The organism is Exiguobacterium marinum DSM 16307 (assembly GCF_000620845.1).
GTDB classification, from domain to species: Bacteria; Bacillota; Bacilli; order Exiguobacteriales; family Exiguobacteriaceae; genus Exiguobacterium; species Exiguobacterium marinum.
In genome coordinates, this window is record NZ_KK211189.1 from 2,264,823 (window position 1) to 2,291,303 (window position 26,481).

Below are 26,481 nucleotides of genomic sequence, written 5' to 3' on the forward strand. Positions count from 1 at the left end.
ACAAACGTTTGTCGAAAGGAATGGTTACGTATGCCTGATTTGTTTCATCAATCGAATGGTGGACCGCTCGCCAACCGGATGCGCCCCGAAACGTTAGATGACGTGATCGGACAGCGACATATCGTCGGCGAGGGCAAGCTCCTTCGCCGTGCCATCGAAGCGGATCGACTCGGTACGATTATTTTATACGGTCCACCGGGTACCGGTAAGACGACACTCGCTCGTGTCATTTCGAATTACACGAAGGCGACGTTCGTCCAATTGAACGCCGTCACCGCCAAGCTCGATGAATTGCGAAGCGTCATTCGTGAAGCGGAGTCCCGGTTTGACTTCGACGATGAGCGAACGATTCTTTTTTTAGATGAGATCCATCGATTCAATAAACTTCAGCAAGACGCGCTTCTCCCTGCCCTTGAGTCCGGAAAGCTCGTCCTCATCGGAGCGACGACCGAAAACCCGAGCTTTGAAGTGAATGCCGCCCTGTTGTCTCGGGCGACGGTGTTCCGACTTGAGCAGCCGGGTGCCGAGGAGTTACGTGCCGTCCTTGACCGGGCGCTCCATGACTCCCGTGGTCTCGGGAACTACCCTGTGAAAATGGATGAAGCTGCTGCTGACCATTATATCAAAATGGCGGACGGTGACTACCGTGTCCTATTAAATGCACTTGAACTCGCCGTCTTAACAACGCCAGAAGTGAACGGGCAGATTCACATCACACTAGAGGTCGCAGAAGAGTCGATTCAACAAAAATCGATCAAATATGATAAAACGGGCGACCGACACTACGATGTCATCTCGGCCTTCATCAAATCGATTCGTGGTTCGGACCCGGATGCCGCGCTCTACTGGCTCGCCGTCATGATCGAAGCTGGCGAGTCCCCGCGCTTCATCATGCGTCGTCTTTACGTGCATGCCGCAGAAGATATCGGAATGAGCGATCCGAACGCGCTACTCGTCGTCGATGCGGCAGCACGCGCGAGCGAATACATCGGCTTTCCTGAAGCCCGTATACCGATTGCAGAAGCTGTTCTTTATCTCGCGACCGCCCCAAAATCAAATGCGGTCATCACTGCCATCGACAAGGCGCTCCATCATGTCCGAACAGTCGAAGGTGGACCTGTACCGGTGCATCTCCGCGACGCCCATAGTCCCGGGGCACGTGAACTTGGGAACGGGGTCGGTTATAAATATCCTCATGATGAAAAAGACGGGTTCGTTCCTCAAAACTATTGGCCTGAGAATTTGGCCCGAAAACGACCGAACTACTATAAGCCGACGCCTCGTGGATTCGAGCAACAAATCCAAAAACGGCTTGAGTATTGGGAAAAACGACGCTGACTCACAACGAGTCGCGTCGTTTTACTTTTGGATTCGATTGATCTCGACTCCTGCTTGTTCGAGCAAGTCGTTAATGACGTAACCGGCAGCTACAAGTCCTGCGACCGATGGGACGAATGCGTTCGAGCTCGGTGGCATCTTTGCTTTCCGGATTGGAGCGTCTTTCTTCCCGACGACCTCGTTCACGTCTTCACGCGTCACAATTGGAGATTCGTCCGAGAAGACGACTGGGACCCCTTTATAAATCTTTTCTTTACGGAGACGTGTCCGAACCATCTTCGCAATCGGGTCATACGATGTATCTTTGATGTCGACGACTTTGATGCGAGTCGGGTCCATCTTGTTTGCCATCCCCATACTCGAGATGACTGGAATACCACGGCGCTTACACTCTACGATTAAATGGATCTTATAAATAATCGTATCTGAAGCATCAATGACATAGTCGATGTTTTGAGCGAAGAATTCTTCGTACGTCTCTTCTGTATAAAACATCTTCAGTTGAACGAGGTCTAAGTCCGGGTTGATGTCGAGGAGACGCTTGCCCATCGCTTCTACTTTCGGTTGACCGACTGTCGACAACAACGCGTGGATTTGACGATTGACGTTCGTGATGTCGATGTCATCTTTATCGACGAGGACGATGCGTCCGACGCCACTGCGCACAAGTGCCTCGGCTGCGAATGAGCCGACGCCACCGACACCTAAAATCGCGACCGTTTTATTTTTTAAAGCATCGAGGCCTTCTGAACCGATGGCCAATTCATTTCGTGAAAACTGGTGTAACATGTTTCTTCCTCCAACCAATTCTATTTTCTCATACTATTTTACTCGGAATTATATTCAAAAAAAAGACGTCTCGCGACGTGTTTACAAAAAAATCGATGGGGCCCGGAGTGCCGTGACGATGCCTTGCTTTTGAACCTGCGTATGCAGGTGGGTGACCTAGCGTTTCCTTCACAAGTCCTCCTGCACGTGATGAGGCAGTTGATCCGGTTAGCAGTTCGGTCTCCCGTATTCAAAGTGTTGGCTCAAAATAACGAAGGCGGCTCTCGTACACCTCAGGTATCCCATCTGTTGATTTAACTATAGCGCTTCTATAAAAAGAAGTCAATGAGAAACACCGACTTCTCGTGACAGTTTCGTCACAACCATTTGTTACGAAACGCACGGTCAGGATCGTACGTGAACTGTTGACGCTCGATGTTAAAATGCCGATTTCGTGAGTCGTTTCCAACACCCGCTTGATAAGCCCAATTCGCCCAATTACTAGCGACATCATAATCGATCAGCTTCGATTCAAAATAGGCTGCTCCGTATCGCCAATCCTGCATTAACTCCTTAGCGAAATAGTTGGCAACGATTTGCCGACCCCGGTTCGACATCCACCCTGTTGCATTTAGCTCGCGCATGAACGCATCGACAAACTCCACTCCGGTATCGCCTCGTCGCCATTTCTCGATGATGTCAGAATCGACCCGCCACTCCTTCGGCTTCGAACGAATCCCCTGCTCCCGAAACAATCGTTTTCCTTGTTCAAGTGCGACCCATTGAAAAAACTCGCGCCACAACAACTCAAAGTAGAGCCAGTACGTCGATTCGTTCACACTATGTGTCCGCTCGTGCGCTTCTAATTCAAAGAAGACTCGACGCGGGGACAACGAGCCATTCGCCAAATACGGGGACAACTTTGTCGAATCGTCGACCCCGAATCCATTCCGTGTCTCTTTATACGTTCGAATCGGCACGGACAAATAATCATTCAACCGACGTTTTGCAGCTAATTCGCCACCTTTGAAGGGGAATGCCGTCCTCGGGTCTTGCTCGACTTCTTGAACTGGGAATGGGAACGTCACTTCGCGTTTAGACGCTGTCGCCTTTCGGGAGGTGAGTTCGCGTGGTCGAACATCATATTCGACTGCTTTACGGAACTCTGTAAACAGGAACGGCATCTTTTCAAATGGGATATCAACTTCTTCAAATAACGTAAATCCTTCGAACGTTTCGTACTCCCCCTCCCACTCCCCGATTACTTCTTCTTCACGCTTTCGTTCATTGTATCCGATTGCCCTCTGAAACAAGAGACGGTCGGCCGGGTCTATTATGTCGAGCGGATGCCCAACATGGACATAGAACGGAATCCCAAGAGCATTCAATGAACCCGCCACGTCTTCTAACGTTTCTTTCAAAAAATGAAACCGTTCGTTCCCGAGCGGAATGACACCATATCGATTCTCAACGAGCTGCTTTGGACTGATAAAATAATGCCCTTCTATCGGATCATCATGTCGCAGCGCCTCCTCGAGTGGCAAGTGATCATCGACGCGTAAATCATTTTGGTACCATATAATTGTTTTCATGAAGTGACCTCCTCCATTACTTAGTATGATGGATGACAGTTTAGTACAAAAAGATTAGGATGTGTTTGAAAAATGTTTTCAAAACCAATTTGTGTGGAATATATTCATCTAGAAGAGAAAGGGGTGCTACTATGGCTAAGAAAGGTAAGATGGGATCATTAATCAAAGTCGCGACGGCGGTCGCACCGTTCGTCTACAAATATTATAAAAAGAATAAAGCTAAAAAATCACCGAAGAAATAACGATCTCGTCTCAGCTTTCACGCTGAGACGTTTTTTTCATGTTTTCAAATCGAGTGTGCTAAGATAAATCAATCATTTTATTGAAACGAGGCGATGTTCGTGCACGCAAGGTCTATCCACTTTTTACGTATTCTCTTCAAATGGGGCCTCTTCATGACCGGATTGTTCTTACTCGCACTCGGCTCATCGATCATGATCACGGCAAATCTCGGTGTCTCCACGTGGGACGTCCTTCATATCGGAATCGCTCACCATCTTCCGATTTCAATCGGAACTGTCATCTTATGCGTCGGTCTTCTACTCGTCCTATTCAAATACATACTCGATCGCGTCCGTCCTCAGTTCGGGACGCTCGTCAACGCGGTTTTCGTCGGGGTATTCATGAACTTGATTTTAAATGAGCAATGGCTTCCTGTTTTCGAAGGGATGATCATGAATATCGTTTGGCTCACATTCGGCATATTTGTGATGGGTATGGGAGCCGGTCTGTACGTCGCTGTCGGGTATGGTGCCGGTCCCCGTGATGGATTGACGCTTGCCTTAGCAGACCGTTTTAAAAAGTCTGTCCGTGCCATGCGGACTTGGATGGAGTTGACTGCTTGTCTTATAGGCTGGGCGCTTGGCGGACCGCTCTTCTTCGGCACCATCCTATCGATTTTCCTCATCGGTCCGTTCTTCCAGTTCTGGTTAGAACGGTTCCGCCTGTTCATCGCCTACGTCGATCGTCTCAAAGTAAAATTTGCATGAATTAGAGAGGGATTCCCTCTCTTTTTATGTGTTCGGAATCAAGACAATCTTTCCGAACTTACCCGATTGTTTGAAGTACGTTTGCGCTTCACGTGCCTCTTCAAGCGGGAACGTCCGATCGATGACCGGTTTTAGCTTCCCTTCCGCGATCGAACGCAACATTTCCGCGAACTCATGCCTTGTCCCGAGGACAGACCCATACATCGCAATATGCTTCAAATACAATGTACGGAAATCGAGATGGGTCGTCTGTCCGCCGGCAGAACCGGAAATGCAGAATTTCCCACCCTTCTTCAATACTTGAAGAGACATATCAAACAACGCATCCCCGACGACATCAAGCACGGCATCGACCGGACCGCCGTTCGCCGCGATGATATCATCGGCGAGCGTCTCAGAACGATAGGAAAAGACTTCGGTCGCACCGAACGCTTTCAATTCTTGCTCGTTTTTCAAATCACCGACAATGGCGAACACTTTCGCACCGAAAACGTTCGCAGCAATCTGAACGTTGAGCGAACCGACACCACCGCTCGCACCTGTGACGACAATCGTCTCACCGGAACGAATGTGTAACTGCTCATTCATATGCCACGCTGTGAGTCCGCTCACGGAAAAAACCGCACTTTCGACAAAATCATCGAGTGGCATATCAAAACAAAGGTCGGCCGGCCAGGCAACGTATTCTGCATAACCTCCGTCATATTCTGAGCCAATAAAGGACATATCGTCTGACAAGTGTTCTTTCCGTTCAGGTCCGCTCGAGGTGAACGGAAACAAGACGACATGTCGGCCAATCATCGTTTGATCGACCTCGTCCCCAACCTCGACGACTTCTCCCGTGATGTCTGAACCGGGAATACGGGGAAAATGGACGCCTTCCGGGCGCCAACCTGACTTTTCGCCAGTTCCATACGCCCCTTCTCGCATCCAAATCTCGGTATTGTTAATGGCACAGGCGCGCACCTTGATCAGTACTTCTCCCGCTTTCGGTGTCGGTTTTTGGATATCGATCACTTGAAGTTGATCGACATTCCCATATCCTACGACTTGCACAGCTTTCATGGTGTATCTGCCTCCTTCTCTTTCGTTCATCCATATGTATTTACCCACGAACCATTCATATCACGCCCAAAAGGTCACCATTCTCAGGTGACCCTCCGTTTAAAGCTGTTGGCGTTGTAACAGATTTGTGAAGACGCCGCCTTTTTGGCTGAGCTCTTCATGTGTCCCGTCCTCGACGATTCCTTCGGCCGTCACGACGAGGATCCGATCGGCATTCTTCACCGTCGCCAAGCGGTGAGCGATGATGAGCGTCGTCCGATTCGCCGCCAGTTCATTGAGTGAATCTTGAATGATGGCCTCGGTTTCCGTATCGAGTGCCGAAGTCGCCTCATCCAAAATTAAAATCGGCGGATTTTTCAAGAACATACGTGCGATAGCGATTCGTTGTTTCTGACCACCGGAGAGCTTGAGTCCTCGTTCCCCGATTTGTGTGTCGAGACCGTGTTCGAGCTCCTCGACAAGCGTCCCGAGATGCGCCTTCTCTACCGCATACATGATATCGGCATCGGTCGCATCAAGCTTCCCATAAGCGATATTCTCACGCAATGTACCCGCAAACAAGAAGACGTCCTGTTGAACGATTCCGATTTGACGACGTAAACTCTCTTTCGTCATATCACGGATGTCCATCCCGTCAATCGAGATAGCACCCTTTGTGACGTCATAAAAACGAGGGATGAGTGAACAGATTGTCGTCTTACCTGCCCCGCTCGTCCCGACCAAGGCCACGGTCGTCCCTTCCTTGATCGACAAGTCAATGTCCGTCAACACTTGGCGATAATCCGAGTATCCGAACGAGACGTCGTCGAAGACGATATCGCCTTTCAACGTCTCAACATCAACCGCTTCGTCGCGATTCTTAATATCCGGTTCTTCGTCTAAAAGTTGCGTGAAGCGTTTAAATCCTGCCATCCCTTTCGGATACATCTCGAGAAGTGCCGTGATCTTCTCAATCGGTTTAATGAGCAAGTTCATATACAAGATAAACCCGACGAGCTGTCCGTAAGACAACTGCCCTTCATACGTTAAGTATGCCCCGTAGACAAGGACGAGTAACGTCATGAGACGCGTCGTGATGTAGATTCCGGCGAGTGACTTACTCATGACCCGATACGCTTCAATCTTCGAGCCGCGATAGAAGTTGTTGTCCTTTTGGAAACGTCCAATCTCAAACGTCTCATTCGTGAACGACTGCACGACACGTGCCCCTGACACACTGTCCTCAACGCGTGCGTTCACTTCCCCGATATTCGTGTACATCTTTTGCCATGCTTTGTTCATGTTTTTATTCGCATACGTGATCATGATGATGAGGAATGGTACCGCGACAACGGTGACGAGTGCGAGTTCTGAGTCAATCGAGAACATGATCCCGAACGCACCAAGTAGCGTCATGATGGCGATAAAGAAGTCTTCCGGCCCGTGGTGCGCCACTTCCCCGATATCGAACAAGTCGTTCGTGACCCGGCTCATCAAATGCCCGGTCTTATGGTTGTCAAAGAAGCGGAACGACTGTTTATGGATATGCGTGAACAACTCTTCTCGCATGTCTGTCTCGATGTTGATTCCTAGCTTATGTCCCCAATAGTTGACAACATACTGCATCATCATGGCCAATATGTAAAGAATCAATAGACCGATGCTGACAATGATAATCCAGTTCCATTCCCCACCTGGCAACAAATCATCGATGAACCATTGAACGGCGAGCGGAAACCCGAGTTCAAGCAGTCCGACGAGAATCGCGAATGAAAAGTCGAGGATGAATAACTTCTTATGTGGCCGATAATAACTAAAAAAACGTGCAAACATTCTCTTACCCCCTTCTAAACATTAAGTGTACGCTTTTTTCCGAAAGGTGGAAAACAGGATGCATCCTTTTTTCATTCTTTTTTCAATCGGCGTATAATAAAGGTAAGGAGTGATACACATGCATGTACACATTACAGAACGCGCGCTCGAACGAATCAAGTCGTTGAAAGGCGAACGCGAGGGACAGATGCACCTCTTTTACGAAACGGAAGGTTGCGGCTGTGGAAACAGCGGAATCTTCGAGATTCGATACGTCACGGAGACGACTCCAGAAGACGTTGAGATCGACTCGAACCTCGGTCCAATCTTAATAAAAAACTGGACGAAAGTATTTTTAGACGAACAGATGAAAATCGATTTCCTTGAAGACCGTCGTACGCTCGTCTTGAAGAGTGACGGGCAAGTGTTCAATTCGAATCTACTCGTCACGGACGGCACGGGTTGTCAGTTGAACGTCCCGAGCCGATGAAACAGACACTGAAACAACATCCGAGACTGTTGGTGCTCTTCTTCTTGAGCTTCGGGCTCGGACTGTTCGGGATCTATCTGGCGTTTACCGACTCGGTTTACACGATGTCTGCTGTCATCGCCTCACTGTTTGTGTTCGGTTTTGCGTTGCAGCGAACAGCGAAATATATGCAGCGAGAAGAGAATAAACGTTAACAAGAGTATGTGTTCCGATTAAATATCTACCATCTCGTGTTGAATCCAAAATCCGTTTCACACATACAAAAAACGAGGATTGCCATGGCAACCCTCGTTTTTTGTGCTTATTTCTTCTCTTTCACTGCCGTACGAATCGACAACTCTTCAAGTTGCGCGTCCACGACAGGACTCGGTGCTTGCGTGAGCAAGTCGCTTGCCGATGCCGTTTTCGGGAAGGCGATCGTGTCGCGAAGGTTCGAACGACCTGCAAGAATCATGACGAGACGGTCGAGACCGAGTGCGATTCCTGCGTGTGGTGGTGTACCGTATTCGAACGCTTCAAGTAAGAAGCCGAACTGTTCGACTGCTTCTTCTTGCGTGAAGCCGAGCAATTTGAACATGCGCTCTTGGATGTCGCGCTCGTAAATACGCTGTGATCCGCCACCGAGCTCGTAACCGTTCAAGACGAGGTCATAGGCGATGGCGCGTACGCTTGCCGGGTCTGTCTCGAGAAGGTGAAGGTCTTCACGGTTTGGCATCGTGAACGGGTGGTGGTTCGCATAGAAGCGACCTTCTTCTTCTTCAAACGTCACGAGTGGGAAGTCCGTCACCCATAGGAAGTTGAATTTCGACTCGTCGATGAGACCGAGTTCGTGTCCGAGTTTGACGCGGAGTGCGCCAAGGCTGTCTGCGACGACAGTTGGTTTCGATGCGACAAAGAGAAGAAGGTCACCCGCTTCTGCATTCGTTGCTTCGATCAACTTTTGTGCATACGTCTCGTCAAAGAACTTCGCGATTGGCCCGTTCAAGCCTTCCGTTGTCACTTTGAGCCATGCGAGACCTTTCGCACCGTATACCGCTGTGAACTCTTGGAGCTTGTCGATGTCTTTACGTGAGAAATTGTCCGCCTCACCTTTGACGTTGATCGCTTTGACTTGTCCGTTTGATTCGAGTGCCGCATCGAACACTTTGAAGCCGGCACCTGTCACGGCGTCCGCCACGTCGATGAGTTCAAGACCGAAACGTGTGTCCGGCTTATCTGAACCGAAGCGACGCATCGCTTCAGCATGAGTCATGCGCTCGAACTTCGCCGGTGTGTCCGTACGACCGAGCGTCGATTCCATGACTTGTCCCATCATCGATTCCATCATCGCCATCAAGTCTTCGATGTCCATGAAGCTCGTCTCGATGTCGACTTGTGTGAATTCAGGCTGACGGTCTGCACGAAGGTCCTCGTCACGGAAACAGCGCGCGATTTGGAAGTAACGGTCAAACCCTGCGACCATGAGCAACTGTTTGAAGAGCTGCGGTGATTGTGGGAGTGCGTAGAACTCTCCACCGTGGACACGGCTCGGGACGAGGTAGTCACGTGCGCCTTCAGGTGTCGACTTCGTCAAAATCGGTGTTTCGACTTCAAGGAACTCCTCTTCTGTCAAGAAGTTACGGATCGTGTTCGACGTCTTCGAACGGAGGCGGAACGTCTCTTGAAGCGCCGGACGACGAAGGTCGAGGTAACGATATTTGAGACGAAGGTCTTCTGAAACGTTTTCCGCTTCGTCACCGATTGGGATTGGTGTCATCTTCGCCGCGTTCAAGATGTTGATCTCAGACGCGATGACTTCGATGTTTCCTGTCGGCATGTTCGGGTTCTTGTTCTCACGCTCGAGCACTGTCCCTTTCACGTCGAGGACGAACTCGCTACGAATCGTCTCCGCGAGTTGGTGGACTGCTTCGTTTTCTGGGCGAACGACGACTTGGACGATCCCTGTGCGGTCACGAAGGTCGATGAAGATGAGTCCTCCGAGGTCACGACGTTTTTGTACCCATCCTTTAAGTTGTACTTCTTGGCCGATGAGTGACTCTGTCACCCGGCCGTTCATATGTGTGCGTCCGATCATTGTGCTGCTCCTTCCGATAGTTCACGAATTTTGTCTGCGACGGCCGAGAGTGGCACGTCGACTTGTTCACCAGTCGTCATATCTTTCAATGCGGCTGCCCCACGTTCGACTTCATCATCCCCTAAGATGACTGTAAACTTGGCTTTCAGGCGGTCCGCCTGCTTGAACTGTCCTTTGAACTTGCGCCCTTGGTAATCTCGGTCTGCCTTGAACCCTTCCATGCGGAGTAGTTGCAAGAGGCGCGTCGCCGTCAATTCGACTTCTTTCTCACCTTGCGCGACGATGAAGACGTCAAGTCCTGTCTCGAGTTCAGGTAAGACCCCTTCATTCTCCAAGGCGAGAATGAGACGTTCCAACCCGATCCCAAAACCGATTCCCGGCATGTCTGGTCCACCGATATCTTGCACGAGACCGTTGTAGCGTCCACCGCCACAAAGTGTCGTGATCGCTCCGAAACCTTCTGCCTCGGACATGATTTCAAACGCAGTGTGCGTGTAGTAATCGAGCCCACGAACGAGCGTCGGGTCAATTTCATAGGCGACGCCGAGTGCGTCGAGTTGTGCGAGCACTTGGTCAAAGTAGGCTTTCGACTCTTCATTCAAATATTCGAGGATCGACGGTGCCGTCTTCATCGACGGGTGATCGCGGTCGACTTTACAATCCAAGATGCGAAGCGGATTCTTATACAGACGTGACTGACAGTCTTGGCAAAGTTCACCTGCCACCGGCTCGAAGTGACGGATGAGCGCATCGCGATGGGCGTTGCGGCTTTCCGCGTCCCCAAGCGAGTTGACGACGACTTTGATTTTCTGAAGCCCAAACGACTTGTAGATCGAGTAAGCGAGGCTGATGACCTCCGCGTCAACGGCCGGGTCGCTACTGCCGATTGCTTCGACACCGTATTGGTGAAGCTGACGGAAGCGACCTTTTTGCGGACGCTCATAGCGGAACATCGGTCCCATGTAATAGAGCTTCGTCGGTTGGTCCGGATTTCCGAACAATTTGTTCGTCACGAACGCACGCACGACAGAGGCCGTCCCTTCTGGGCGAAGCGTGTACTCGTCTTTCCCTTTCTTCACGAGCGTGAACATCTCTTTTTGGACGATGTCCGTCGTCTCTCCGACACTACGTGTGAACAGGTTCGTTGTTTCAAAGATTGGTGTGCGGATCTCTTTATAGTTGTAACGGGCGCTCATGTCGCGAAGTTTCCCCTCGACATATTGCCACGTCTCGACCGTGCCCGGAAGCAGGTCTTGTGTACCGCGTGGTGCTTTCATCATCACATTTCCCTCCTTAAAAATACAAAAAAGGCCCTCGTCCGCAAAGGGACGAGAGCCTGTGTAAGTTTCCCGTGGTACCACCCTCGTTGCAGAGCCATCACTTGAAACTCTGCCACTCGAAATCGGTTAACGCCCGATGAGACGGCTCCCCCTACTCGCTTTCAAAGGAGCACCTCCAAAGTGTCGTTCGGGTCATCATCCAGTCGATGCTTTCAGCCAAGGCATCGCTCTCTTTGCTGGTGGGTTGACCGTACTCTTCTTTATCGTAGGTGTTTGACTATATGCTTCATGATGCCGAATCAAGCCGGTATCTGTCAAGCGTTTTTTTCGAGCATGAGTGTGACCGGTCCGTCATTGACAAGTGCGACGTCCATCATCTCACCAAAGCGTCCCGTCTCGACGACGAGTCCATTTGACCGAAGTCGCTCGTTGAACTTTTCATAGAGCGTCTCGGCCATGTCCGGTTTCGCTGCCTTTGTGAAAGCAGGTCGTCGTCCTTTCATCGTATCTCCATACAATGTGAACTGAGAGACTGACAAAATTTGACCAGACACATCTTGAATCGATAAGTTCATCTTTTCTTGATCGTCCTCGAAGACGCGAAGTCCGGTCACTTTGTCGGCGAGCCAGTTCACTTCTTCTTCAGTATCTTCATGTGTCACACCGACGAGAAGCAAGTATCCAGCTTTGATTGCCCCGACGACTTCATCCTCGACTGTGACCGATGCTTCTTTCACTCGTTGCAATAATACACGCACGTTCCTCTTCCTTTCGTCACGTCATCATGACTCGGCTGACCGAATACACGTCTGAGATTTGTTTGATGCGCTCGACGACTTTCTGCAGGTGATTCACGTTTGGAATCGAGATCGTCATCGAAATGCGGGCTTGTTTGTTTTGGTCGCCCCGACCGCTGACGGCAATGATATTCGTATTCGTCGCCGACACGGCCTGAAGGACATCGTTCAGGAGTCCTGAGCGGTCATATCCAGTGATTTCGATATCGACGTTATAGTTTTTCTCTTTCGCCTGACCAACTTCCCATTCGACATCTAGGAGACGCTCCGGGTGTTGCTCGTTGACGATGTTCAAGCAATCTTTCCGATGAATCGAGACCCCGCGTCCACGGGTGATATACCCGACGATCTCATCCCCCGGTACCGGGTTACAACAACGACTCATCCGAACAAGCATGTTGTCGATCCCTTTGACCGTCACGCCTGCTTCCGTCGTCTTTTTCTTCGGTGACTGACTGACTTTTAACTCGCTGATGGCTTCTGATAGCTCGAGCTTCGGCTCTTTTCGCTGCTTTTCGGTCAACTTATGTGCGACTTGAGCGGCAGTGATGCCTTGATAACCGACAGCGGCATACATTTCTTCTTCATTCCCAAAGTTGAATTTCTCGACGACGATACTGAGTGCCGGCTCGTCGATTACTTCTTTCGGTTCGAATCCAAGCTTTTTGATTTCCGCCTCGACGAGATCTTTCCCTTTCTCGACATTCTCTTCACGCTGTTGGCGTTTGAACCATTGGCGAATCTTATTCTTCGCCTGACTCGAAACGGCGAGCTTCAACCAGTCCTTACTCGGACCGTAACTGTGCTTCGACGTGATGATTTCAATGATGTCGCCCGTCTCGAGCTTATAGTCGAGCGGGACCATCCGTCCGTTCACTTTTGCCCCCGTCATCCGGTGCCCGATCTCCGTATGGATTCGGTAAGCATAGTCAATCGGAACAGAGCCTTTTGGTAACTCGAACACGTCCCCTTTTGGCGTGAACACGTAAAGCATGTCACTAAAGAAGTCGACCTTGAGGGACTCCATGAATTCTTCTGCATCCGTCGTGTCTTTTTGAAGTTCGAGAATCTCACGAAGGTGCGCGATTTTCTCGTCGAATCCGTTCGTCGAGACATTCTTCCCTTCTTTATACGCCCAGTGTGCCGCAATCCCGAACTCGGCGATGAAATGCATATCCTTCGTTCGAATCTGGACTTCGAGCGGTTCACCCTTAGGACCGATCACCGTCGTATGGAGCGACTGGTACATGTTCGGTTTCGGCATGGCAATATAATCTTTGAATCGTCCTGGCATCGGTTTGTATTGCGTGTGGATGATTCCGAGCACCGCATAACAATCACGAATCGAGTCAACGATAATCCGGACCGCCATCAAATCATAAATTTCATTAAATTCTTTTTTGTGCTTGAACATTTTATTGTAGATGGAATAGATATGTTTCGGCCGACCGTTTACATCGGCATCGATGTGCACTTCTTCAAGAACTCCGTTCACTTCTGTGATGACAGAAGTGACGAGCGCTTCTCGTTCCGTCCGTTTTTGTTTCATCATCGAGACGATCTTGTAGTATTGCTGCGGGTTGATATATCGTAACGAAATATCTTCGAGCTCCCATTTAATCGTTGAAATCCCCATCCGGTGTGCGAGCGGTGCAAAGATTTCAAGCGTTTCTTCTGCCTTTTGGACTTGTTTCTCTTTCGGCATATGCTGAAGTGTACGCATGTTATGGAGACGGTCCGCAAGTTTGATCAAGATGACGCGCACATCTTCAGCCATCGCGATAATCATCTTCCGGTGGTTCTCTGCGAGTTCTTCTTTTTTCGATTTATATTTGATTTTACCAAGTTTCGTGACCCCATCTACAAGCATGGCCACATCCGGACCGAAATCGTCCGTCAATTGCTGTAACGAAATATCCGTGTCTTCGACAACATCATGCAAGAGTGCTCCGATGATCGTCGTGGCATCTAAGCCAATATCAACGAGAATGCCGGCCACTTGGACCGGATGGAGGATATAGGGCTCGCCCGAACGTCGGAACTGACCGGTATGATGAAGTTTTGCGTATTCGTAAGCGCGTTTCACTTCGGTTATATCGTCGTCACCCATATACTCCCCGAGCGCGTCGAGAAGATCCTCAATACTTACGATTTGTTTTTTGGTCATAACATTCGACACCCTTTTTCTTACCGCTCCAATCGCTTTGGATTCGTCGCAGCATGGTAGTAGTTTATGTTCAAGATTCTCTAATTTTTATAACCATTATCGAAAAAATCTGACGACCTGTCAAAGGTTGTCGGTTATTTTCCTCAAAAACTATTCAAAAACGGGAAGCATCTGCTTCCCGTTCAAAAAAATCAGTCTTCGTATCGGATGAGTGAGAAGATGTCGTATCCTTCAAGACGCTCTCGTCCACCGAGTCCGTCGAGTTCGATCAAGAATCCGATTCCTGCTACAACTCCACCAAGTTGCTCAATCATTTTGATTGTCGCTTCAATCGTTCCACCTGTTGCGAGCAAATCATCAAGGATGACAACTTGTTGTCCAGGTTTGATTGAATCTTTGTGCATCGTTAAGATGTCCGTTCCATACTCGAGACCGTATGATACACGCACTGTCTCACGCGGTAACTTTCCTTCTTTACGTACCGGTACAAACCCGAGTTCGAGCGCATAGGCTGCCGGGCAACCGACGACAAATCCGCGCGCTTCTGGTCCAGCAATCAACTCTGCTCCACGCTCACGTGCATAAGCGACGAGCTCATCTACTGATTTCTTGTAGACTTCGCCATCTTGCATAAGTGACGTGATATCTTTAAAGCTAATGCCCTCTTTTGGATAGTCTGCTACTTCTTTAATATGCTGTTTGAAATTCATTTTATGTGTATGCCTCCTGCATCTTGTTCAATCGCAACGATTGTAACCGCTCTTTGAGCTCTGCCAATGACGCGTATACGAAACGCTCTTCGAGTTGTTGGCGTCCAATCCGGCGTTGATAGCACGGCGCCTCGGTCAAATCGCGTTTCGGTGCTTCCGGATTGACTCCAGGCAGTCCGTCTTCCATTGTAACAAGAAATTCGAGTTCAGAGAATACTTGATGCATAAATTGAATCGTATTTTTTGACCATTTTCGCTCTTTTGACAAACGAATCAGGTTTTCACGTAGATTTTTCCGTTCGCAAGTCGCCATATGCACATAATACGTTCGGAAATCCTCACGCGACGGAAGACGTTCAAAGAACGAGTCCCCTTGTCCGAACGCACAATAGATTCGTTCGACACCTTCATGAAGTTTTTCTGCGAGAACCGCCTCATCGTCAGGAAGATCGAGCAGGACGACGAAACGATTGAGTGGTTCATCGTCTTCATGAAGCGGAAAATCCTCTGATGTTCCTTGGAATGACAGGAACGACGTATGTTCTTTCGGCAGGTCCTTCAACTCTTGCACCGAGTTTTTCTTCCCACGGTAGTCAAATACTTGGAAGTCATCGACACGTAAATCTTGAATCATGAGCTGAGGCTTTCGCATCCCGTTCCATTCGTTCACCTGAAGACTCCCCATCACCGAGACATGAGCCATCTGCGAGATTTCCGAGACGACGTGTCCGAACCCGAACCCGATACCATCGAGCTCACGCTTGTCTCCGGCGAGCTGTACTTTCAAATGTGTTGCATCACGTCCGATTTGACGAATGTCACGTAGTTTCGCATCTGCCACGACAACACGTGGTGATGGGTTACCCATCCCAAATGGCGCGAGTTTGCCGATTTCTGTAATCAAATCGAGCGAGACGTCGTTGACCGTCAGTTTCAAATCGACATTGACCCGAGGCACGAACACGTCACCGGGAATCGATTCCGCTTGATGGTTCAGTCGTTCCCGTAGCTCAGCGACGTTTTCAGACTGTAACGTCATCCCTGCCGCGGCTGGGTGTCCCCCGAAGTGTGGCAAGATGTCTTCATTTTTAGAGAGTTCTTTAAACAGGTCAAACCCGTCAATCGATCGCCCCGAACCCTTCGCCTTGCCCGTTTCCGGGTCGTGACAGAGGAGGATGACCGGACGATAGTACGCTTCGACGAGACGAGAAGCGACGATTCCGACAACTCCAGGGTTCCATTTCTCACTCGCGACCACAAGCACACGGTCCTCTGTCATCGACGCTTCGACGAGTTCTTTCGCTTCAGCGGTGATCGTCTTGACGATATCTTGACGCTCTTTATTTTGCTTATCGAGTTGTTTCGCGAGCTCAAGTGCTTCCTCGACATGCTCGGCGAGGAGCATTTGAAGCGCCGGCATCGCCGAGTCGAGACGACCCGCAGCATTGATACGAGGTCCGAACGCAAAACCGACCGACTCCTCATTCAATACACTGTCACCGAGACCACACACTTCTCGTAATGCTAAGATACCTGGTCGCTTCGAAGCTTCGAGTGCCGCGATCCCTTTTTTCGCTAGCAGTCGATTCTCTCCGTCTAGTGGAACGAGGTCGGCAATCGTGCCGAGAACGGCCAAATCAAGGAGTTCCTCCGGCATTCTTCCTAAAACCGCATGCGCCACTTTAAGGGCGACCCCCGCACCGGCAAGTTTATCGTATGGATATCTCGGGTCGATGTGCGGATGGATAACCGCATAGGCGTCCGGGAGTGTCTCTTTCGGCTCGTGGTGATCCGTGATGATCAAATCGACACCAAGGTCTTTCAACAATGTCGCTTCTTCAATTCCAGAAATCCCACAATCCACCGTAATGACCAATGTGAACCCTTCATCGGCCGCCCACTGGAACGCTTCTTTGTTCGGTCCATAACCTTCTGTGAAACGGTTCGGGATATAGCACTCGGCCATGACACCAATTTCAGTCAGGGCGTGCCACATGACAGAAGAGGCGCTGACACCATCGACGTCATAGTCTCCATAGATGAGTACCATCTCACCTTCGTCCACCGACCGCTTGATTCGTGACACGACTTTCTCCATCTGTTCGAACAAGTACGGATCATGAAAGACGAGCTCTTCCTCGGCATACAAAAATGCTTTGGCCGCCTCTACGTCCTGATGACCACGCTGAACGAGTAACGTCGCGAGTTGTGCTGATATATTTAATTCGCTTTGTAAACGTGTGACGTCTTCCAAATTTGTTTTTGGATAGACCCACTGTTTCTTCGAATGATACATGTCCTTCACTCCAATCAATTGTAGATTATAGCAGACCGCGTGAAAGATGTGCCGTCTTGACATTTGAAAAGGTCTCCCTTCGGAAGGGAGACCCAGTCGTTACGCCTCTGTGACCGGCGTATCTTTTTTCTTGTTGATGGTTGTACGTTTGATGAGGAGCCATAAGTAAGATGCGATGAAGATGGATGAATACATCCCCATGAAGAGTCCGACCAACAATGCGAGTGAGAACCCACGGATCGACTCAGCACCGAACACATACAAGGCGAGGGCTGTCACGAGTACCGTGATGACGGTGTTGACCGAACGCACAATCGTCTCTTGAATCGAGCGATTGATGATCGACTCATACACATCCATCGATCGAATTTTCCGTTCTTTTTCATACGACGTGATATTCTCCCGGACCCGGTCGAACGTAACGATCGTATCGTTGACCGAATAACCGATAATCGTCAGAATCGCTGCGATGAAGTATAGGTTGACCTCAACACCAAAGAGCGAGAATGCGACGATCATGAAGAACGCATCGTGTAGCATCGCGACCACAGTCGCGACCGCATAAGAGAATTGGAAGCGGACCGTGATATAGAGAATGATCCCAATCGAAGCGACGGCTACCGCATACAAGGCATTTTTCGCCAAGTCACGACCGACTTGAGCCGACACGGTGCTGATGTTCGGATCGTTGCCGAACTGTTCTGTGAACGCCGTCTTGACGCTCGCAACTTCTTCTTGTCCTAATTGTCCGACGAACGTGACATATGCCAAGCGACCTTCATCTGCATATTGGACGCTCGAAATCTCTTGGTCGACACCCGCGTCATTGAACGCCTGTGTGAACTCTTCTTGTGAGACCCGCTCTTCCGTTTGTACCTCGACACGTGTTCCTGAGGCGAAGTCGATTCCAAGATTCAATCCCCGGAAGAACAAGAGACCGATTCCGAGAACGACGATGGCTGTCGAAATCAAGAACATCGTGCGCATATGTTTGACGTAATTCCATTCAGTAAGCTTAAAGTTCACGGATTTCACTCTCCTTCACACCAAACCATCCTTTACGTTTGTCGAACAGGCGACTTGAGACAAGGAGGTGCATCAAATAACGTGAGATGAACACGTTTGAGATGAACGTCATCGCAATTGAAATCATGAGCATAATCGCAAATCCTTTGACTGAACTCTGTCCGAAATAGAACAAAACAGCAGCCGAGATGAGCGTTGTCAAGTTGGCATCGATGATTGTACTGAGCGAACGACGGTTACCGGCACGGAACGCCGATAAGACCGACTTACCAGAGCGGAGTTCATCTTTGATCCGTTCTGCCGTGATGATGTTCGCATCGACCGCCATCCCGACACCGAGGACGAGTGCCGCGATCCCTGGGAGCGTCAAGACCGCATTGATTCCATTGAAGAACAACATGATCAAATTAATGTATAGAACGAGTGTAATAATCGACACGAGTCCTGGTAGACGATAGAAGAACAACATGAAGAAGAATACAGCGATAATCCCGATTGTTGCGGCAAATACCGTTTCTTCAAGTGCATCTTGACCGAACTGGGCCGATACCGATGTCGAATAAATCTCATCAAGCTTGACCGGAAGCGCACCTGCGTTCAAGATGTCAGCGAGGCGTTGACCGCTCTCTGCGTCAATCCCACCACCTGAAATGATGGCTTTATCCGACAAGATTGGCCCGTTGACGGAAGCATCTGACACAATTTTCGAGTTCTCTTTTTGAATTTCTTCCTCGTATGTGTCACCTTCTTCGTAATCGAGCCAAATGACGAGACGATTCTCGGGAGCAGGACGTTGTGAGATTTCTGACGTCACTTCACCGAATTTGTCAGCGGATTGAAGCGTCAACTCAACGACCGGTTGCCCTTGTTGGTTGTAGCTGAGTGCAGCACCACGGGGCGCCAAGTCTTTCCCGTCGAGCAAGACGTTGTCATTTACGTCACGGAACGTCAATTGTGCCGTTGACGAGATGACTTCGCGCGCTTCGTTTTGGTTCGACACGCCCGCGAGTTGGACACGGATTCGATTGTTTTCTTCGATTCGAACGTCCGGTTCGGATACCCCGAGGACGTTGATTCGGTTGTTGATGGCGCGAACGGTTGCATTCATCGCCGATTCGTCGATGACATCACCGTCTTCGAGCGGTTGCACTTCATACAAAACTTCGAATCCACCTTTTAGGTCGAGTCCGAGATTCGTGTTCTTGACGACCCATGGTGTCGTGAACACAGCGAGCAGGATTGTCGCAATCATGAGGATCGCGAAAATCACAATGTTGCCTTTTTTGTACATACGACTATTTCCTTTCTAGACCACTGTTCTTGATAAAAACTTCTCTTGTTAACATTACAAATTTTCTAAACATTTATCAATCATTTTCCTAAAATTGTAACGGCTGTTCACAGATTATCTGTCCTAATTTGCGTATAAGACTAAATGTTGCGCATAGGCAAAACTTCATGTATGATAAACCTAACCATTACGAAATTAAAGGAGTCTTCCCTCATGGATAGTACGATTATTTATGCGTTCCTCCTCACCTTGTTTGCAGGACTTGCGACAGGGATCGGGAGTATGATCGCATTCTTTGCGAAACGAACAAACACAGCTTTCTTATCGATATCACTCGGTTTTTCCGGAGGTGTCATGATTTATGTATCATTCATCGAAATTTTCCCAAAAGCGCTTGAAGAGCTTGTTGGCGCACACGGAGAATCCACAGGTACGATTTATACAGTCCTTGCGTTCTTCGGTGGTATGTTCTTGATTGGCTTGATTGATAAATTCATCCCAAAAATGGAGAACCCGCACGAGGTCAAATTCGTTGAATCGATGCAAAATGATCCGTCTACTCAAGAATTGGCGACGACCGCAACAAATGAATCGACCAACATCACTCATCCGGAAACACAAAACCGCCTAAGAAAAATGGGGATTTTCATGGCACTCGCTATCGGAATTCATAACTTTCCTGAAGGGTTGGCGACGTTCATCTCGGCACTTGATGATCCTGCCGTCGGTCTTGCCATCGCGATCGCCATCGCCTTGCATAACATTCCGGAAGGGATTGCCGTCTCGGTTCCAATCTATTATGCGACGGGTTCACGGAAGAAGGCGTTCAAACTTTCGATGTTATCTGGACTTGCCGAACCGGCCGGAGCTGCCATCGGTTTTTTGATTCTCATGCCGTTCTTGAGCGACACGGTATTCGGACTATTATTCGCGGCAGTCGGTGGAATCATGGTATTCATCTCACTTGACGAATTGCTACCTGCCGCCCGCGAATATGGGCGTGCCCATCACTCAATGTATGGAATGGTCGCCGGGATGATTGTTATGGCGACAAGTCTGATTCTATTGATGTAACAAACAATGCCCTGACGAAGCCGTCAGGGCATTGTTTTAATTTGTTTTAAATACATGGACAACATCTTTTAATTCGGAGGACATATGGCTCATCGTCTCGGCAATCCCATTGATTTCCTGAATAGCCGCAAGTTGTTCTTCGACGTTCGCACCCGCTTCTTCGACACTTCGCTGTGTCGAGACAGCGTTCGTAGACATATCTTCAACCGATACCGCGACCTCTGTCGTATTGGCACTTACCTCTTCCGTCGCTGCAGCAATCTCACTCATTTGACGCGACGTTTCTTCGATGACCGCTACAATCTCCCGGAACGCTTCGGCCACTTCACCCATTTGCGATACCCCGTTCTCTACGTGCACACTCGACTCCTCAAACGCCGATTCGACTTGTTCTGTGTCCCGCTGAATGTCGCGGACGACGGTTTGAATTTGAATCGCGGACTGCTTTGATTCTTCGGCAAGCTTTCGAACCTCCGCAGCGACGACCGCGAATCCTTTACCATGCTCACCGGCACGTGCCGCTTCTATGGCCGCATTCAAGGCAAGCAAGTTCGTCTGTTCCGTAATGGCTGTAATGGAACGGGTGATCTTTTCAATCTCTAGCGACTGGTTCGACAGACGACTCACCATTTGATTGGTCATTTCATTTGCCCGACGGATTTCTTGCATTCGCTTCTCGGCCAATTGAACCGTATCTAGTCCACCGTTCGCCGCCTCGAGTGTATGAATCGTCTGTTCATTCACTCCTTGTGAAGCGGCAGCAATTTGATTCAAGCCGTCAACCGCTTGATTGACACCGATCGTTCCTTCCTCCGCGCGCTTGGATGACCCTTGGGCAGCTATATTCATGTCTTCGAATAATCGTGAGACACCTTGTGTCGTCGTTGCCACATGATCTGTGCTTGCGTAAAGTTCCTCTGAATAGGCTGTGACTTTATCTGAAGCTTCTCCCACGCGACGAATCAAACCGACAAGGTTATGTTTCATCTCGTTAAACGCCGTCACAAGGTCTCCAAGTTCATCGTTTGATGCGACTTCGATATCTTCTCCCGTCAAATCACCTTCCGCCATGATTCGGGCTTGACGACCGAGTCGGTTGATCGGTTTTAGGAATAGGCGTTGTAGTGCTAAGAGAGAAAGAATTCCAATTACGACACCGACAACACTGATGACAATCATCCAAAAAATCGAACTTTCTGCATCCTTTTGAACCACCTCCGTCTCAGACTCAAGGAGGCCTCCTTTATACTCGACAAGATCTGTCACCGTCATGCGGACACGGTCCGTCGTAGGCGTCACACTCGTATTGAGTACAGTCTTATATCCAATCTCGTCTTGTTGCTGGCGAAGTTCGATCGCACGATTCATTTCGCGGTCCAACAGTTCGTTAAACTTTTCCAAGTCTTCTAGCCAAGATAAGATTTTCTCATCTGAAGACGATGCGTTGAGTTTTTTCATCAACTCATCACGATTCTCTTGAACCCCCTGTAAACTAATGAGTGTCTTTGGATTTGCGACAAGCATATAATAATTCAAATATCGTTCAGCATCCGTTACTGCCAATGACAAATTTTCTGCGAGGAGCATCTCTTGCATCCCTTCACTGAGGACCCGATCGTAAGCAGCAGTCGATTGTCTCAACTGATATGACCCGAGTGCTCCAACAATGACGAGGGCGATAATCGTCGGAACTAGTGCGATTGCCATACGTCTTTTAAGTGAAGAACGTCTATTTTGTTTCACACCGCTTCGTTTCCGTGTCCACCCTTTCCAATTTTTGAACGGTCTTACAAATCGTTTCACATCCATATCGTTCGTTCTCCTTCATCTCGGATTTCTTCTCACCTTGACATTAATGCAAACGTTTTCACTATTCAAATCGATTTTTCGAAATAAGGTGGATGAATTTGAAACTAATTCATTTTGACAAAAATAAGTCATCTTTTGTATACTTTAAATCGTAATAATTACGTTTTGTGAGGTATTCAAATGAATGTTGAAAACACATCGGTATTAATTATTGGTGGTGGTGTCCACGGAATGACACTCGCCATCTCATATATAGAACAAGGCGGTAAATTAGATGATTTACTAATTGTCGATCCGAATTCCGACCCGCTGGCCAACTGGACGCGACAGACCGACTCGATTTCGATGTCGCACCTGCGTTCGACTCGTGTTCACCACGTCTCTTCAAACCCATACGCCTTGAAGCAATTCGCATCCCGTCATGCCTACCGTTCAAATCATTTCAAAGACACGTTTGGACGTCCGTCGCTCGAACTGTTCAACGATCATGCCTTGATGCTATGGGACGAACTTCGTCTAAATGACTGCTTTCTCGGGAATGAACGGGTAATGGCAGTTCGTAAAGAAGGGCAGGGTTTTCACGTCCAAACTGACCGACGTATGATTGTGGCGGACTCGGTCATTGTCGCGATCGGTCAATCTGCGTCCGTCGTATTGCCGGAATGGACGAACGAACGATGCCAGCACATTTTCACGAAAGTTCGAGGAGATGAATCAAATGATGTGACTGTAATCGGCGGTGGTATTACGGCACTCCATTATGTCGTCAAGCGCGTCAATCAAGGACATCGCGTCACACTCGTAACGAGACGTCCGCTAGAAGTCAGTCAGTTCGATGCAGATCGTGAGTTCATGGGACCGAAAGGATTGGACCAGTTCAATCGTTTACAGCAGGACTGGACGACAAAACGCTCGTTCATCACACGGGAGAGAAAACCAGGTTCTGCTCCGAACGACCTCGTCTTAAAAGTAAAGCGCTTGATTCAAACGGATGCCGTTACGCATCAAATCGGTGAAGTAGAACGTCATCAAGACACACTCATGGTAAATGGCGAGCGTCTAGACGACAGTGAAATCGTGTTGTGCACCGGGATACGACCTCAACCCGTGAAAGAAACGTTCTTACGACCATTGATCGAGCAACTCGATCTCCCTTTCACGCCGTGTGGAACCCCAGTGTTGAACAATCGACTTGAGTGGACAGGCGGTCTCTATTTAACCGGTGCATACGCCGACTTGATCATCGGTCCGTTCGCACGTGCCGTCTATGGCGGGCAAGAGGCAGCCCGTAGAATCATCCCCCAACTTCTCTCGACACAAAAAAGCGTCCGACCGTAACGGTCAGACGCTTACTTGCTTATTCCTCAAATGAGGCATTCGCTTTTTTCACGACTTCTGCCACTGCACTTCGGTTGAAGCGAAGAAGCGACTGGTCGCATTTCAAAACGACATGTGTGTCTTCGATTTGATGAACGACGCCGTGTAAACCGCCGATTGTGACAACGCTGTCGCCACGCTCGAGGGCGTTTTGCATCGATTGTACTTCTTTTTGGCGTTTCGTCTGTGGACGAATCAAAAGGAAGTAAAATACGACGAAAATCAAGATCATTGGTAATAACGCAACGAGTGTTTCCATGTGTAACATTCACCCTTTCCTTCAATATCAGGTTCATTATACCGTGAAACTGAAACAATGTCACATAATGTCCGACACGATTTCTTAGAAATTCTTCGCGTTTGGCTTGTTGTAACCGTATTCTTCGAAGAACTCTTCTTTGAAATCGAGCAAACGGTCTTCACGAATCGCTTGACGAACCTGCTCCATCAACTTCACGAGGAAGTGAAGGTTATGTGTCGTGCACAAGTGAAGTCCGAACATCTCTTCCGCACGAATCAAGTGATGGACATACGCACGCGAATAATTTTTACACGTGTTACAGTCACACTTCTCATCGATTGGACCGAAGTCTGTCTTATATTTTGCTTGTTTAATCGTGACACGACCTTTTGATGTCATGAGCGTCCCGTTACGCGCGATTCGTGTCGGAAGGACGCAATCGAACATGTCGATTCCACGAATCGATCCTTCAATCAATGCATCTGGCGAGCCGACACCCATCAAATAGCGTGGTTTGTTTTCAGGCATGAGAGGTGTCGTGAATTCAAGGGCACGATACATAACGTCTTTCGGTTCACCGACCGAGAGACCTCCTACCGCATATCCTGGGAAATCGAGTGAGACAAGGTCTTGCGCGCTTTGACGACGAAGATCTTCATATTCTCCACCTTGAATAATACCGAAGAGCGCTTGGTCTTCTGGACGTTCGTGTGCCTCGAGGCAACGTTCTGCCCAACGGCTCGTACGTTCGACCGATTTCTTCATGTATTCATGTGTCGCCGGATATGGCGGGCACTCATCAAATGCCATCATAATATCCGACCCGAGCGCGTTTTGAATCTCCATCGCTTTCTCAGGTGACAAGAACAACTTGTCTCCGTTCAAGTGATTGCGGAAATGGACACCTTCTTCTTGAATGTTTCGAAGATCAGCGAGAGAGAATACTTGAAAGCCGCCCGAGTCCGTTAGAATCGCGCCATCCCAGTTCATGAATTTATGAAGACCACCGGCTTGTTTGATGACGTCATGGCCCGGACGTACCCATAGATGGTACGTGTTCGACAAGATGATGTTCGCGCCCATCGCCTTGACTTGTTCTGGTGCCATCGTTTTAACGCTCGCTTGCGTTCCGACCGGCATGAAGACCGGTGTCTCGAATGAGCCATGCGGCGTATGGACGATCCCGTGCCGCGCTCCGGTCTGTTTACATGTGTGAATGTGTTCGTAAGTGACTGCATGTTTTGTCATTTTGTTACTTCCTTCCTCGTGATGAGCATCGCATCTCCAAAGCTGAAGAAGCGGTATCGTTCTGCGACCGCAGTTCGATAAGCATGTAAGATAATGTCGCGCGTCGCGAACGCCGAGACGAGCATGACGAGTGTCGATTTTGGAAGATGGAAGTTCGTGATCAATCCATCGATTGCCTTCAACTCGACACCAGGGTAAATAAAGATATCCGTCCAGCCCGATGACTCGACGAAGTCCCCATGGTCTCGCATGATGGTCTCGAGCGTCCGCGTCGACGTCGTTCCGACCGCAAAGATGCGACCACCTTGAGCTCGAACATCTTGGAGCGCTGTTGCGGACTCTGCTGACAACTCAAAATATTCACTATGCATCGTATGTTCCTCGATGGAATCAGCCGTCACCGGACGGAACGTACCGAGGCCGACGTGAAGTGTGAGTGGAATCAACCGAACGCCTTTCCCTTTGGCTGCCTCGAGTAATTCTTCTGTGAAATGAAGGCCTGCTGTCGGTGCCGCTGCACTTCCACGTTCTCGTGCATAGACCGTTTGGTATCGGTCCTGGTCGTCGAGTTGTTCGCGAATATACGGCGGGAGCGGCATTGTACCGAGCTCGTCTAAAATTTCATAGAAGATCCCGTCGTAGTCAAACTTGAAACGACGTCCTCCTTCCGGGAGCTCCTCGACGCATTCTGCGCGGAGAAGTCCGTCGCCGAACTCGACGATGGCACCGATGCGTACTTTTTTTGCAGGTTTGACGAGTGCTTCCCACACATCGTCTTCCGTCTGCTTCAATAAGAGCAGTTCGACTTTCCCACCCGTCTCTTGTTTCGCACCGAAAAGACGTGCCGGTAAGACGCGTGAATCGTTGACGACGAGCGCATCCCCCTCGTTCAAGTAATCGAGCACGTCACGGAAATGACGATGCTCGATGTCTCCTGTCTCACGGTCCAATACGAGCAGTCGTGAGCTTGTTCGATCGAGTAACGGGACTTGTGCGATCAACTCTTCCGGTAATTCAAAATCATAATCGTTTACGTTTAATTGAATATCTTGCATACC

Annotated in this window: 20 protein-coding genes, 1 other RNA gene, 1 pseudogene and 1 other annotated feature; of the genes and pseudogenes, 6 read left to right on the forward strand and 16 right to left on the reverse strand. The window is 49.2% G+C overall.

Features of this window, described 5'->3' with window-relative positions:
• Positions 1-30 precede the first annotated feature (30 nt).
• Positions 31-1,338 carry a replication-associated recombination protein A gene (locus tag P400_RS0112005; RefSeq protein WP_026826436.1) on the forward strand — a complete coding sequence of 436 codons (1,308 nt, stop codon included), beginning with the start codon at positions 31-33 and terminating at the stop codon, positions 1,336-1,338.
• 21 nt (positions 1,339-1,359) lie between these two features.
• Here P400_RS0112005 and P400_RS0112010 read toward each other — a convergent pair whose 3' ends face one another.
• The 3 genes from P400_RS0112010 to P400_RS0112015 all read right to left on the reverse strand — a co-directional run bounded on the left by P400_RS0112010 (position 1,360) and on the right by P400_RS0112015 (position 3,698).
• Positions 1,360-2,127, reverse strand: coding sequence for a tRNA threonylcarbamoyladenosine dehydratase (locus P400_RS0112010; protein ID WP_026826437.1), 768 nt, complete (start codon positions 2,125-2,127; stop codon positions 1,360-1,362).
• Between the two features lie 95 nt (positions 2,128-2,222).
• Positions 2,223-2,409: non-coding RNA, 6S RNA (ssrS, locus tag P400_RS15565), on the reverse strand.
• A gap of 74 nt (positions 2,410-2,483) precedes the next feature.
• On the reverse strand, positions 2,484-3,698 hold the full coding sequence (locus P400_RS0112015) for a DASH family cryptochrome (protein WP_026826438.1): 1,215 nt from the start codon (positions 3,696-3,698) through the stop codon (positions 2,484-2,486).
• A 395-nt stretch (positions 3,699-4,093) separates the two neighbouring features.
• Here P400_RS0112015 and P400_RS0112025 point away from each other — a divergent pair, with 395 nt between their 5' ends.
• Positions 4,094-4,687, forward strand: a complete 594-nt coding sequence (locus tag P400_RS0112025) for a YczE/YyaS/YitT family protein (RefSeq protein WP_235181852.1) — start codon at positions 4,094-4,096, stop codon at positions 4,685-4,687.
• Positions 4,688-4,711: 24 nt separating this feature from the next.
• Here the strand turns inward: P400_RS0112025 and P400_RS0112030 are convergent, their stop codons facing one another.
• Positions 4,712-5,752, reverse strand: coding sequence for an alcohol dehydrogenase family protein (locus P400_RS0112030; RefSeq protein ID WP_026826440.1), 1,041 nt, complete (start codon positions 5,750-5,752; stop codon positions 4,712-4,714).
• A 99-nt stretch (positions 5,753-5,851) separates the two neighbouring features.
• Positions 5,852-7,564 carry an ABC transporter ATP-binding protein gene (locus P400_RS0112035; RefSeq protein ID WP_026826441.1) on the reverse strand — a complete coding sequence of 571 codons (1,713 nt, stop codon included), beginning with the start codon at positions 7,562-7,564 and terminating at the stop codon, positions 5,852-5,854.
• Positions 7,565-7,682: 118 nt separating this feature from the next.
• Here P400_RS0112035 and P400_RS15170 point away from each other — a divergent pair, with 118 nt between their 5' ends.
• Entirely contained in the window at positions 7,683-8,033 is a 351-nt protein-coding gene (locus tag P400_RS15170; protein ID WP_034771157.1) for an iron-sulfur cluster biosynthesis family protein, read from the forward strand.
• Positions 8,006-8,227 (forward strand): hypothetical protein, encoded by a 222-nt coding sequence (locus tag P400_RS0112045; RefSeq protein WP_152538888.1) that lies wholly within the window; start codon positions 8,006-8,008, stop codon positions 8,225-8,227. Before P400_RS15170 ends, P400_RS0112045 begins: the two co-directional genes overlap by 28 nt.
• 107 nt (positions 8,228-8,334) lie before the next feature.
• Here the strand turns inward: P400_RS0112045 and aspS are convergent, their stop codons facing one another.
• The 7 genes and pseudogenes from aspS to secD form a co-directional block, all read right to left on the reverse strand.
• Positions 8,335-10,107, reverse strand: a complete 1,773-nt coding sequence (gene aspS, locus P400_RS0112050; RefSeq protein ID WP_026826443.1) for an aspartate--tRNA ligase — start codon at positions 10,105-10,107, stop codon at positions 8,335-8,337.
• Positions 10,104-11,384, reverse strand: coding sequence for a histidine--tRNA ligase (hisS, locus tag P400_RS0112055; protein WP_034771502.1), 1,281 nt, complete (start codon positions 11,382-11,384; stop codon positions 10,104-10,106). The genes aspS and hisS overlap by 4 nt, the downstream gene beginning before the upstream one ends.
• A gap of 44 nt (positions 11,385-11,428) precedes the next feature.
• Positions 11,429-11,663, reverse strand: a binding site (T-box leader).
• Between the two features lie 38 nt (positions 11,664-11,701).
• Positions 11,702-12,145, reverse strand: a complete 444-nt coding sequence (gene dtd / locus P400_RS0112060; protein ID WP_026826445.1) for a D-aminoacyl-tRNA deacylase — start codon at positions 12,143-12,145, stop codon at positions 11,702-11,704.
• Positions 12,146-12,161: 16 nt separating this feature from the next.
• Entirely contained in the window at positions 12,162-14,351 is a 2,190-nt protein-coding gene (locus tag P400_RS0112065) for a RelA/SpoT family protein (RefSeq protein ID WP_026826446.1), read from the reverse strand.
• A gap of 191 nt (positions 14,352-14,542) precedes the next feature.
• A complete protein-coding gene (locus P400_RS0112070) occupies positions 14,543-15,061 on the reverse strand; it encodes an adenine phosphoribosyltransferase (RefSeq protein WP_026826447.1) in 519 nt (172 codons plus the stop codon).
• A gap of 1 nt (position 15,062) precedes the next feature.
• Positions 15,063-17,420, reverse strand: coding sequence for a single-stranded-DNA-specific exonuclease RecJ (gene recJ, locus P400_RS0112075; protein ID WP_235181853.1), 2,358 nt, complete (start codon positions 17,418-17,420; stop codon positions 15,063-15,065).
• A 36-nt stretch (positions 17,421-17,456) separates the two neighbouring features.
• Positions 17,457-19,674, reverse strand: a pseudogene (gene secD / locus P400_RS15910) (protein translocase subunit SecD).
• Between the two features lie 213 nt (positions 19,675-19,887).
• On the opposite strand from secD, the gene zupT reads away from it, so the two are divergent.
• Positions 19,888-20,748 (forward strand): zinc transporter ZupT, encoded by an 861-nt coding sequence (gene zupT / locus P400_RS0112085; protein ID WP_026826449.1) that lies wholly within the window; start codon positions 19,888-19,890, stop codon positions 20,746-20,748.
• 36 nt (positions 20,749-20,784) lie between these two features.
• Here zupT and P400_RS0112090 read toward each other — a convergent pair whose 3' ends face one another.
• Complete coding sequence (locus P400_RS0112090) at positions 20,785-22,557, reverse strand: methyl-accepting chemotaxis protein (RefSeq protein WP_026826450.1); 1,773 nt, start codon at positions 22,555-22,557, stop codon at positions 20,785-20,787.
• Between the two features lie 180 nt (positions 22,558-22,737).
• Here P400_RS0112090 and P400_RS0112095 point away from each other — a divergent pair, with 180 nt between their 5' ends.
• Positions 22,738-23,895: an NAD(P)-binding domain-containing protein gene (locus P400_RS0112095; protein ID WP_026826451.1), complete on the forward strand. Its 1,158-nt coding sequence runs from the start codon at positions 22,738-22,740 to the stop codon at positions 23,893-23,895.
• Positions 23,896-23,914: 19 nt separating this feature from the next.
• Here P400_RS0112095 and yajC read toward each other — a convergent pair whose 3' ends face one another.
• The 3 genes from yajC to queA all read right to left on the reverse strand — a co-directional run bounded on the left by yajC (position 23,915) and on the right by queA (position 26,478).
• Positions 23,915-24,193, reverse strand: coding sequence for a preprotein translocase subunit YajC (gene yajC, locus P400_RS0112100; protein WP_026826452.1), 279 nt, complete (start codon positions 24,191-24,193; stop codon positions 23,915-23,917).
• Positions 24,194-24,277: 84 nt separating this feature from the next.
• Positions 24,278-25,423 (reverse strand): tRNA guanosine(34) transglycosylase Tgt, encoded by a 1,146-nt coding sequence (tgt, locus tag P400_RS0112105; RefSeq protein WP_026826453.1) that lies wholly within the window; start codon positions 25,421-25,423, stop codon positions 24,278-24,280.
• The gene (gene queA / locus P400_RS0112110; protein WP_026826454.1) at positions 25,420-26,478 is read right to left on the reverse strand and encodes a tRNA preQ1(34) S-adenosylmethionine ribosyltransferase-isomerase QueA; all 1,059 of its coding nucleotides are present in this window, start codon (positions 26,476-26,478) and stop codon (positions 25,420-25,422) included. The genes tgt and queA overlap by 4 nt, the downstream gene beginning before the upstream one ends.
• Positions 26,479-26,481 lie beyond the last annotated feature (3 nt).